The organism is Aeromicrobium massiliense JC14, from assembly GCF_000312105.1.
Classification (GTDB): Bacteria; Actinomycetota; Actinomycetes; order Propionibacteriales; family Nocardioidaceae; genus Aeromicrobium; species Aeromicrobium massiliense.
The window spans coordinates 1277676-1289651 of sequence record NZ_HE978636.1; the positions used below are offsets into that span (position 1 = coordinate 1277676).

Consider the following 11976-nt stretch of genomic DNA (forward strand, 5'->3'; position numbering starts at 1 on the left):
CATGCTCACGACCGTCGCGCCTCCGATCCGGCGCATCCGCTGCGGGACCGCACCGGCCCCGTCCCGATCCACCATCGAAGTGCCTCTTCTCATGACCTCTGATCTCCTCGCCGCCCGCCTGGCCCCCCAGCTGACCGACCTCGTCGCGGGCATCGAGCAACGGCTCGTCGTCGGTCGGCGAGGCGCCGCGCGCCTGTTCGCCCGCGTCGAGGTGCTCGATCCGGCCCATCCCGACGAGATCCGCGGAGGCCTGGTCCGCGAGGACGGTGCCGCGCAGGTGACCGGGGCCTGGACGCTCGACTGCGCCGACGCCTTCCGCGTGTTCGTGGCCGAGGCGAGCCGGGCGGACGTGCCGATCAGTCGGGTCGAGCTGACCTGCTCGCCGGTCGGCGGGAGCCGGGCCTGGGCGGTCGGTCTGGAGCAGGCCACGACCGAGTACAAGGTCCGTCCCGAACGCATCCGGATCGACGGGCTCGTCTACCGGGCGATGATGACCGCGGTGCGCCCGGCGTGGGACGTGCCTGGCGAGAAGACGCTGACCTTCGGCGCCCGGCCGGGCGCCGACCCGCAGCTGACCCTCCTGACGGCGACCGATCGTCGTCGGATCGACCCGCCAGCGGAGCTGCTCGACCTGCTCGTCGAGATCGACGCGCTCTACCGGAGCCATGGGCGGACGCTGACCTGGCCGGAGTGGGAGGTCGAGGGCGTGCCCGGCGACTACCAGCTCCAGTCCTCCCTGCCCTACCGCGTCGTGCCGGTGTCGACCGCCCGCTGACCCGTCGCGCCGCGCCTCGAAGGCCCGTGCCACCGCCGTCCCCGGCAGGTGGCGCGGGCCTTCGTCGTGGTGCCGGCGCGACGGCGTCCCTCGAGGACTACTGCCCAGAATCCCTGGATTAGGGGACGTGCACACGTCCCGTCCGTCCGTACGGTGCAATCCCCTCCCGTCTCGGGAAGGGGAGAACGCAAGCCCCCGGAGGACCCCATGCCCGCCTTTGTCTCGCTGCGGCGACCGGTCAGCGTCGTGATCGCTGCCCTCGTCGCGCTCGCGCTGATGCCACTCTTCTCACCGTCCGCGTCCGCGGCACCGCTCGCCGCCGAGCCGTCGCTGGCCAGCAGCAACGGCGCCATCACCGGCCGGTTCGACACCCGGGACATTCCCGAGGGCACGAACATGCGCGTCGACGTCTTCGAGAAGAAGGCGATGCCGAACGGGCACCCCTGGACCGAGCGTCCCGAGCTGGCGGTGGAGACTCCGAACAACTTCTGGCGCGTGGTCAACGTTCCGCCCGGTGACTACACGCTGAGGTTCTCGGTGATCGAGAACAAGCGGATCAGCGCCTACGAGCATGGCCTCGCCCCGATCTACCTGGGCAACGTGGGGACCCTCAAGGACGCGCAGGTCGTGACCGTCAAGGCCGGCGAGGAGTCTGCCGACCACGTGGTCAAGAAGGTCTACGACGGTACGTCGATCCGACCCTGGGTCTCAGTCTCCGGTGGTGCGAAGGCGGCTGAGTCCGTCACGCTGTACGAGGACCTCGGTCTGGCCGGGGGGCCCTCGGCATGGCGGAAGGTGGGGACCTACGGCCCGGACCCCACGGACTCGTCGGGTGTCTCCTTCATGGTGCGCCACCTGGGTCCGGGCAAGTACAAGCTCCGCTACGACCCGGTGCCGGGTGTCATCGGCCGGTGGTACAACGACGCAGGCACCGAGGCTGACGCCACGGTCTTCACCCTTGGATGGGCGTGCGGGTACTGCGACGGCCGCAAGTACGACGCGAGGCTGGCCACGGGCCCCGGTGCGGTCACGGGCAAGCTGACCTTCGCCACGGGCGCGCCCAACTGGCTCGGCACCGTCCAGTTCGTCGAGAAGGTCGTGAACGACGACAAGACCACCGATTGGATCGAGCGGCCGGAGCTGACCCAGCAGTACGACCCGCGCGTCCCGTACCAGTACGACAAGCTGCCGGTCGGCGAGTACACCCTGCGGTTCCTGGTCCCCAACACCACCTACGGAACCACCTACCTGGGCGGCGTCGCCCGGCTGGGTGACGCCAAGACGGTCAAGGTGGTAAAGGGCGAGATCACCCAGGCTCCCGAGACCCTGATGCCCCTCGGCGGACGCATCGTCGGCAAGGCCGTCGACGCCGCCGGCACCGGCGCGATCCGGAGCGTCACACTGTTCGAGGCGTTCCCGGGTGAGAACGGCACGGTCGAGTGGAAGCCCACTCGCGAAATCGAAGCGAACTCCAGCAACGGTGACTTCATCATCCCCGGCCTGGCGCCCACGGAGTACAAGCTCCGATTCAACGCTAGTGAGCCGTACATGACCCAGTACTCCGGCGGCACGGACACCCTGGGCAACGCAAGCGCGGTCGAGGTGCTGGCCGGCAAGGACTCGCCGCTGCGCATCGAGCTGCCCAAGGGCGGCACGCTCGAGATGTCCGTCGGGCTGGCCGGAAAGACCGAGCCGGCGCCCACGACCACCCCGGTCGAGCTCTTCCAGTGGACCGAGACGTCCACGGGCCTGAAGTGGGTCAAGAAGGCCGAGAAGACGGTCGACCTCAGTGGCAAGGTCTCGTTCGGCGGCCTCGACACCGGTGAGTACACGCTGAAGTACGGCGGCGACAGCACCAAGATCGGGGAGCACGTCGCCCACTACGCCGGCGATCCGACGGACTCGACGCGCCGCGCGTGGCACCTCAGCCAGGCCGCCCACATCCCGCTCAACCGCGGTGAGGTCAAGCAGTTCGCGCCGACGCTGCGGCTGGACTCGACGATCAGCGGCGTCATCCGCGATGCCAATGACTCGAAGATCTCCATCGCGGGGGTCAAGGCGACGCTGTGGGCCAAGCGCATCTGGGGCACGGACACCGAGGAGACCTACCGGGTCCTCGCCGAGCAGGACGTGACCAAGTCCGCCGAGGGCTTCGCCTTCAAGCACCTGGGCCCCGGTGCGTACAAGCTGCAGTTCACCGCCAAGGACGGCACGCCCTACAAGAGCACGTGGCACAACCTCGGCGCCAAGAACATCGAGGAGGCCACCGAGATCACGATCCAGGAGTCCAGCACCCAGCGTGTGCACGACGTCCCGCCACTGATGGAGATGGGCGGAGAGGTCTCGGGCACCGTGCTCGACCACACGGCCGGCTCGGGACTGAACGGGTTCCGCGTGTACCTGTACGAGGTGTCGGACCGCAATGCACCGCCGAAGCTCGTGCGCGACCAGCTCACCTACACCAACGACACGACCTCGACCAAGGGCACGTACTCCTTCTCGGGCCTGGGACCCGGCACCTACAAGGTGCGGGTCAATGACGAGGGCGAGAACGACTACGTCTCGACCTGGGTCAAGGACAACGTCATGAACGGCGCGGACACCGCGGCGGACGCGACCGCCTACACGGTGGCTGCCAGCTCGATGAAGCACGTGAACAAGAAGATCGCGCTCAAGCGCGGTCTCGTCATCGGCGGCACGGTCTCCGGTGCCAGCGGCGGCGCGCAGGTGCAGGCTCAGCTGTACACGGCCGTGGACGGCACCTTCAAGCCGTTCGGCAAGCCGGTCAGCACCACCGACCAGGGCGTCTACGCGCGACCCGGTCTTCGGGCCGGCACGTACAAGATCGGCTTCACCGACCTGCGGACCGCCCCGGTGTACCGCGAGCGGTTCTACGTGAGCTCCGACGAGGTCGAGAAGGCCACGCCGGTCACCGTCCTCACCGCCGACTCCAAGGGCAACAACATCACGATGCCCAACGCGGCGACCATCAGTGGCAAGGTCTCCGGAGGCGAGGACTCGCTCACGAGCGTGAAGGCCGTGGCCTACCGCCGCACCGGCACGGGTGATGAGACGAAGTACACCGCCGTCCGGACGGCCGCTGTGTCGGCGACGGGCGACTACCTCATCACCCCGCTGCCCGCCGGCGACTTCAAGGTGCGATTCGTCGACGAGGCGCGCAAGTACGCACCGGTCGTCTACGACAAGGACGCCGCAGGCGGCGTCCCGTCCCTGCCGGTCGGCACCGAGCTCGCGCTCACCGACGGCCAGGCCAAGACCGGGGTCGACGTGAAGCTCCCCGCGTCCGCGATCCTGGGCGGCAAGCTGAATCACGACGCGCCGCAGGCCGACCTGACCGTGACGGTCTACCGCCTCGGCGGCGAGCTCGGGCTCGAGTCCGGCTTCGTCCCGATCAAGGAGATCCCTCTGGGCACGTCCGACGTGCAGCCGGCCTCGTGGTCGCTCAACGGCCTGCCGACCGGTGAGTACCGCGTCCGTGTGGCGGACAGCACCGGCACCCTCGCCACGCAGTTCTTCGGTGGTGGCGGCACCCTGGACGACTCCAAGACCCTGAGCATCCCACTCATCGCGGGGGCGGCGAACTTCCGTTCGGCCAACATGACTCTCAAGGGAGCGTCGAAGATCCAGGGAGTCCTGACCAAGGACGGCAAGGGTGTCTACAACGTGCTCGTCCGTGCTTGGCGACTGACCAGCACCACGCAGGGCGACAGCTGGAGCCTGATGCCGGTGACGGCTCGGTCCATGCCCTCGGGCGCCTACACGTTGGGCGGACTGCCGGCCGGCACTTACCGCGTCGAGTTCGACGACCAGGACCATGGCCTGGCCACGGAGTTCTACAACAACGCACCCGACATCAAGCTGGCCGACAGCCTCGACCTCGAGGTGGGGCAGATCTTCAAGGACGTCGACGCCAAGCTGGACACCACGGCGCCGGCTCCCAAGGAGACCTCCCTGGTGAGCGTGTCGCTGAACGGCTCGAACAAGGTCGTGGAGACCACCGCGCCGAAGGTGTCGGTGACGGTCGAGTCGCCCGGGCACGAGACGCCGCAGGGCTGGGTCTACGTCCAGGTCGACGGCAAGGAGGTCGCCAAGCAGGAGGTCGACGAGGGTGGTCTGGCGTCGCTGACCCTCCCGTACTCGACGGCGACCTTCCCGCTCGGTCGTCACGAGATCACGGCGACCTACGGTGGATCGGACAAGTTCCGGTTCTCGAGCTCGACCGCTGTGACGTTGTCCGTGGTGCCCCCCAGCCCCAAGACGTTCACCACGCTGAGGCTCGGTGCGGAGCGCGTCGAGAGCCAGGACCGCACGACGGCTGACGTCTGGGTCGACGCGCTCGGCCAGGTGCCGCCGGCGGGAACGATCGAGCTCATGGAGGTGACGGCCACGGGGCTCAAGTCCTTCGTGCCGCGCGTCACCGGCACCCTGGTGAACGGCCACGTGCAGCTGCAGACGCCACTCCTGGGGGAGGGCGCCTACTTCCTGCGGGCCGTGTACGCAGGCGACCGGACGCCGTCCGAGTCCGGAGACCGTCCGCTCAGCGTGGTCAAGGCCGGTTCGGCGGTCACCATGTCCCTGGAGGAGCCTCAGCTCGTCTCGGGTCAGCAGATGGTCGCGACGGTCACCGTCAAGCCCAACTCGCCGGCCAAGGCGACCGGTGTCGTGTCGGTGTTCGAGGGCTCGACCCACCTCGGGTCGGCCAACCTGGACGCGACCGGCACGGCGAGGGTCACCATCCCGGAGAAGGACCCGTTGAGCGTCGGCGGTCACGAGCTGAAGGCGGTCTACAACGGCAACGCGGACCTGGCACAGGCCGAGACGGTCAAGACGACGCCTCTGTCGGTGCTGGCACTGGCGCACGGCACGGACACGCGGGTCGTCACGGCGGCGCCGGCGAAGGCCGTGTACGGCACCGACCAGCAGATGGAGGTGTCGGTCAAGCGCCAGTCGGACAGCAAGGACGCCTGGCGCGGAAAGGTCTGGCTGCAGCGCCAGGAAGGCACCTCGTGGCTGAACGTGGGCGCCGCGGTCGACGTCACGGCCGGCAAGGCCACCGTCGCCATCCCGGCGGGTCAGCTCGACGGAGTCGGTGTCAAGACGCTGCGCGTGGCGTATCGCAACGGCGCTCTCCTCGGCGACAGTGCCACCGGAGCGTTCAACCTCGAGGTCACGCGTGCGGGGACGACGGCCTCGGCCAGCGTCCTGCAGGCCAACCCCGTGGGAGAGACGTCGAAGGTCTCCATGGCGGTCTCCTCGCAGACTGCCCTGGATGCTGATCTGGACGGCGACGTGCACATCTACGTCGACGACGTGAAGCTCACCGCGACGGGAGTCGTGACCGACGGCAAGGGCACGATCGACCTGGCCGGCCTGAGCCTGGGCGCGCACAAGGTGCGCCTGGTCTTCGTCGGCAACGACCTGGTGACCAGCTCGGAGGCCACCGTCGACGTGACGGTCCCGAGTGCTGCGTCCAGCACGAAGCTGACGATCACGAAGCCGTCGGTGAAGTTCGACGAGGACGTCGCGGTCAAGGTCGAGGTCTCCTCGCCCACGGTCCCGGCGGCCCAGGTGAGCGGTACCGCGACGTTGTACCTGCACCGCGGCACGGCGAACGAGAAGGTGCTGGCCACCGGCTCGGTCTCCGGCACCACGGCGCTGGACATCTCGTTCAAGGCCAACAAGCTCGCGATCGGCACGAACTCGGTCGAGGCCGTGTTCACCCCGGGTGCGACCTCTCCGGTCGGCACGAGCTCGGCGGCCAAGAACGTCGACGTGGCCAAGGCCAAGTTCAGCAAGGTCGGCACGGCCACGATCACGGGAACGGCCAAGGTCGGCCAGACCCTGACCGCTAACCCGGGTGACTGGGCCGCCGAGGCGAACAAGGCGTACACCTGGTTCGTCGACGGCACGGAGGACAAGACCGTCGCCGAGCCGAAGAACCAGTACCCGCTCAAGCCCGCCCACGAGGGGAAGAAGATCACCGTCAAGGTGACCGGCACCGCCACGGGCTATGACGAGGCGTCCAGCACGAGCGTGGCCACGGCCGCGGTGGCCAAGGGCACGATCGACAACCCGCCGGCGGTCACCATCGACGGCGAGCTGAAGGTCGGCAAGGAGCTGACCGCCAAGCACGACGACTGGCCCGCGGGCATCCAGCCCACGTACGCCTGGTCGATCAACGGTCAGGTGGTCGACACGGCGAAGGCCAAGACCTTCACCCTGGAGCCGGCCCACGTCGGAGCCTCCGTCTCCGTCACGGTCTCCGGCTCGGCGGAGGGCTATGACCCGGCCACGTCGACCAGCCCGGCCAGCGACGCGCGCGTCGCCAAGGGCACGTTCGAGGCCAAGCCGAAGGTGACCGTCACGGGCACCGCCCAGGTCGCGTCCACGCTGACCGCCAAGAGCGAGGCATGGCCGACCGGCACCGTCGTCGCCTACAGCTGGATCGTGGACGGCAAGGAGATCGGCAAGGCCGACAAGCTGACCATCGCCCCGGCCCAGGTCGGCAAGAAGATCACGCTGAAGGTCACGGGAACGGTGCCGGGCTACGATCCGGCGGACGTGACCGTCGGTCCGACGGCCCCGGTCGCGTCGGCGAAGTTCACCCTCGCGCCGAAGCCCGTGATCGTGGGTCAGGCGAAGGTGAACGGCGTGCTCAGCGTGCGCGTCGGCACCTGGAAGCCGGCGCCGCGGTTCACCGCCCAGTGGATGGCGAACGGGGTCCCGATCAAGGGTGCGACGCGCTCGTCGTTCAAGCCGACGGCTGCGTACGCCCGCAAGCGGATCCAGGTCGCCGTGACGGCCTCGGCACCGGGCTACGTGACCACCAAGGTGGTCAGCAACCCGGTGACCGTCGGCGCCACGCCGAAGGTCAACCCGGCCGCCGCGGTGGCGTGGAAGGTCTCGGCGAAGAAGAAGGGCACCGCGACGCTGGTGCTGCGGGCCGGCCGACTGCGTCCCACGGGCACCGTCCAGGTGTTCGACGGTCGCAAGGGCATCACGCGCAAGCTCGTGGTGAAGCTGGCGGCTGGCAACAAGATGGTGATCAAGCTGCCGAAGCTGAAGAAGGGCAAGCACGTGCTCAAGCTCGTGTACAGCGGCAACGCCCAGATCAACGCCAAGACGGTCGTCAAGGCGGTGAAGGTCAAGAAGTAGCCGCCGACCCGGCACGACGGCGCCCGTCCCTTCGGGGGGACGGGCGCCGTCGTCGTTCCCTGCCACGCGTCCCGCGGTCCCGGCCCCCAGGTCCGCGGGATGGCACGTCCTCGACGACCAGGCATGCTCGTCCTCGCAACAGGGTCCGTGCCTCCGGGGCACGGGTCGTGGTGCGGCTTCAGTTCAACGGTCGAAGGCGGGACCGCGGGTGATCCTCGCGGTCCCGCCGGGCCGGACGACAAGCCCTCGCGACACTCGCCCTCCGTGCGCAGACTTCCCTGGGGGCCACCGTGCTGCTCGTCCGTCGTGTCGCCGTGGGGGCCGTCGCCACCGCACTGACGTGGAGCACCCTCGCGGCCCCCGAGGCCGCATCGGCGCAGCAGCGCGACTTCGCGAACCCCTTGGCGAGCACGGACCCAGCTGACCTGGCCGTGGAGCGCGTCCACCTCGACGCCAACGCCGAGTCCGTCTCGGTCCGGCTCGACGCGCGAAACGTCGACATCGACGGCGACGGCTACCTCGCCGCGTACGCCGAGCTCGCGTCCTCGCCCGACGCCGCCGTGAACGACGAGATCACTCGCCTCGACGCCGCGATCGGGGAAAACCGCTGGAACGTCCGCGGTGCCACGATGCTGAAGGGTTCGGTCCGGCAGCTTCCCTCCACTGCGGTCTCCGTCTCTCGCGTCGGCGGGGCGATCACCCTGCAGGTCAAGACGAGTGCGCTCGGATGGTCCGGCCCGGTCTACGTCAACGGCGGTGTCATCACGAGGCGGCACGTCGCCAACGCCCAGGCCAGCCTCGACGACCGTCGACTCCGTATCGGGCCGGTCGCGACCACGCCCGACCCCACGCGGACGACCCTGTCGCTCTCGCGGGCGTCACGCACCGCAGGGCGGGAACCCGTGACGGCCACGGTCACCACAGCCCCCGCGGTGCCCGGTGTCGTGCTCGTCTCCGACGGCACCCGCGAGATCGGACGAGTCACCCAACGGAACGGAAGGGCGACGTTCGTGATCCCCGCGTCGTTGTCGATCGGCACGCACACCCTGCGCGCGACCTTCCGCCCCCTGGACACGGCGCGTCACGCGTCGAGCGCCTCGAGCGCGACGCTGCGCGTGCTGCGCCCGCCGGCCCGCACCACACGCACGGCGTTGAGGCTTTCGCGGACGGCCATGGTGCGCGGCCGGAGCAAGCCGGCGAGGGCCGCCGTCGTGGTCAGCGGCCGTGCGTCGGGCACGGTCACCCTCTACGACGGACGCCGGAGGCTGCGGACGCTCGTGCTGAGGCACGGCGTGGCGCGCTACACGTTCAGCCGGCGGCTCAAGGTCGGCGTCCACCGCGTGAAGGCGGTGTACCGGCCGGCAGACGTGCGCGTGCACCGACCCTCCGCGTCGCCGGTGCGCCGACTGAAGGTCACGCGCCGCTAGGGCGTCGCGGGCACCCTGATCGCGCGCTCCACCGTCCTCCCAGAAGCGAGGGGGCCGCTGACGGGAGAACGCGCGTAGCGTCCGGTCGTCCTGTCCTGCGTGTTCGGAGGCTGCTCATGCGCCGACTTCTGGTGCCTTTCGCCCTTGCCCTCGGTGGTGCGCTGCTCGGTGGTACGCTCCATGCGCCCGCCAACGCGGCCGAGCCGCTCGAGGTGGTCATGACGGTGCGACAGCCCGACGGCAGCGTGGCCTTGACCGGCTCCGCCCAGGCGTGGGAGGTCTACCAGGGCGCGGACGGCGCGGAGTACGTCCGTCACCGCCAGACCTGCCAGGTGGACGTGGCGGCCGAGACCTGTGCGTTTCGAGGCCTGCCAACCGGTACGTACGTGTTCGACACCGGCTCGTGGGACTCTCGGGACGGCACGACACGCACGTTCTACGACGCCACCTCGACCGGCACGCCTGATCCCAGCAAGGCTTCGCGCGTGCAGGTGACCGCCAACGACGGCGTCGTGCGTGACCTCGACGTGCGCCGTCAGCGAGCCGCCGTCGCGTTCGTCAAGATGACCAACGAGGCGTGGAAGGACGGATCGTGGACCGGCCTGGCGACGTTCCCGAACCCGTTGCGCACGGAGGGTCAGCCCGCGGAGACGACCGTGTCGACCTTCGTCGACGAGGGCAGCTCGGACTTCTATGCGTTGCCGCCGGGGCTTCCCCTCACCTTCGCCTTTCGGCCCGACAGCAACCAGGACTACGTCCACACCTATCTCGGGAACGCGAGGAAGAAGAGCGCCGCGCGGGTCGTCGCCCTGGCGGCAGGCGACCCGACCCGGCTGCAGATCACGCCGCAGCACCGGCCGACGCTGCGCGGCACCGTCCAGATCGCCGGAGGGGGTGACGTGACGAAGCTGCGGGTGCAGGGGTGGATGCTGCGGACCGAGGGATGGACCCGCTGGATGAGCGGCACCGAGGTGGCGCCTGGCGGCAGCTTCGTGATCACGGACATCCCCACCGGCCGCTGGCGACTCGAGGTCGTCGACACCACGGGAGTCTTCCGTGACCGCTGGTACCACAACGGCACGTCCCTGGCCTCGACCGACGACATCTACATCGACGACCAGCTTCCGACCCCGCTCGACCCGATCGTGCTGAGCGGTGCCGCGCCTCAACCTAGGTTCGGCGTGACGGGCCTCGTTGCCAGCGCCCCGGCCGCGACGATCGTGGGCCGGCCGGTGCCGGTCACGGTCTCGATGACCGACCACTCCGGCGGCACCGTGCACGTGCTGGACGGCGAGCGGTTGGTCGGGACGGGCCGCCTCGTCGATGGCAAGGGCGGAGCCAAGGGAACTGTCGACGTCGTCGGTCTGGGTGCGGGTGCCCACGCCCTGCGGGCCTACTTCGCCGGTACTGACGCGTTGCGTTCCGCGTTCTCCGCGCCCATGAGCGTGAGCGTGCGGCACCCGGCCACCGTGTCCGCCAAGCCGGCGGGGTCGTTCACGGCGGGACGGTCCGGAGCCCTGACGGTCTCGGTCGCCAGCGCGGCAGCAGTGCCGACCGGGACGGTGACGGTCAAGGACGGCACGCAGGTCGTCGGCCGAGCGGAGCTGCGCAGCACCGATCGCGGGACCGTGCGTGTCCCGGTGTCCGCGCGTCCGTCGGGCTCGCGCACGCTCCGTGTGGAGCTCGCCGGGTCGACGAACGTCGCGCCAGCCGCGACGACCCTTCAGGTCACGGTCGCCAAGGCGTCGCCGACGCTCAGCGCCCGCGTGACCCGCTCCCTGGTGGTCGGCTCGCGGGGTGAGCTGGCCGTCACGGTGACGGCGCCGGGCCTGACACCGGCGGGTGGCGTGACTGTCAAGGACGGCAGCACGATCGTGGGCCGCGGCACGCTGACGGGCGCGAGTCGGGGCACCGTGCGTGTGCCGCTGGCGCCGCGTCGAGCCGGAACCCGCGCCTACACGGTCGTCTTCGCCGGTTCGGGTCACGTCGGCTCGCGCTCGGTGTCCGCTCGGCTCGGAGTGGCCAAGGCTCGCTCGAAGGTCGCGCTGGCGCCACGGGGAAGGATCACGGCGAAGCGCAAGGCCAAGATCTCGGTCCGCGTGTCGGCCGCCGGCGTGGTGCCGACGGGACGGGTGACCGTGCGGAGCGGGTCGAAGATCGTGGGCGTCGCCACGCTCACTGCGCGGGACCGCGGCCTGCGCGTGATCACGATCAAGGGACTTCCCAGGGGCAAGCGGACCCTGACCGTGACGTACTCCGGCAGCGCCCAGATCAACGGGGCGACCGGTCGGCGGGTGCTGGCCGTCCGGTAGGCCACCGTCTCCGACCATCGTGGCTACATGAGGTCCGCATCCTGCCGGGTGCGGGCCTCATGTCCTGCTGTCCGGTCGAACGCCGCCCCTCCGGTCGCCGGGGGACCGGGATTGCGGCGGAGCAGTGCGAGACCGCGGCGTGGGATCCATCGCCCGGGTGCTCCTGGGTGCCGAGGGCTCGCGAGGACGGCATGGTCCCTGCTCCTCGACGAGGGCGCGACCGGGTCGCCCTGGAACGACAGCGTGGCGGATCCCGTGAGGGATCCGCCACGCCTGGTCGGCAAGT

Annotated in this window: 4 protein-coding genes; all 4 read left to right on the forward strand. The window is 69.9% G+C overall.

The window, feature by feature from the left end:
- The first annotated feature begins 91 nt into the window (after positions 1-91).
- Positions 92-775, forward strand: a complete 684-nt coding sequence (locus tag HGAM_RS06525) for a hypothetical protein (RefSeq protein ID WP_019144673.1) — start codon at positions 92-94, stop codon at positions 773-775.
- Between the two features lie 207 nt (positions 776-982).
- Entirely contained in the window at positions 983-7951 is a 6969-nt protein-coding gene (locus tag HGAM_RS06530) for an Ig-like domain repeat protein (RefSeq protein ID WP_019144674.1), read from the forward strand.
- A gap of 290 nt (positions 7952-8241) precedes the next feature.
- Entirely contained in the window at positions 8242-9378 is a 1137-nt protein-coding gene (locus HGAM_RS20285) for an Ig-like domain repeat protein (RefSeq protein WP_020693373.1), read from the forward strand.
- A gap of 116 nt (positions 9379-9494) precedes the next feature.
- The gene (locus tag HGAM_RS06545) at positions 9495-11690 is read left to right on the forward strand and encodes an Ig-like domain-containing protein (RefSeq protein WP_020693372.1); all 2196 of its coding nucleotides are present in this window, start codon (positions 9495-9497) and stop codon (positions 11688-11690) included.
- Positions 11691-11976: the final 286 nt, after the last annotated feature.

What these genes read in the sequence shown, in the direction of transcription:
- HGAM_RS06530 (WP_019144674.1), top strand. Translation starts at nt 983, where the DNA reads ATGCCCGCCTTTGTCTCGCTGCGGCGACCGGTCAGCGTCGTGATCGCT.
- HGAM_RS06545 (WP_020693372.1), top strand. Translation starts at nt 9,495, where the DNA reads ATGCGCCGACTTCTGGTGCCTTTCGCCCTTGCCCTCGGTGGTGCGCTG.
- HGAM_RS06525 (WP_019144673.1), top strand. Translation starts at nt 92, where the DNA reads ATGACCTCTGATCTCCTCGCCGCCCGCCTGGCCCCCCAGCTGACCGAC.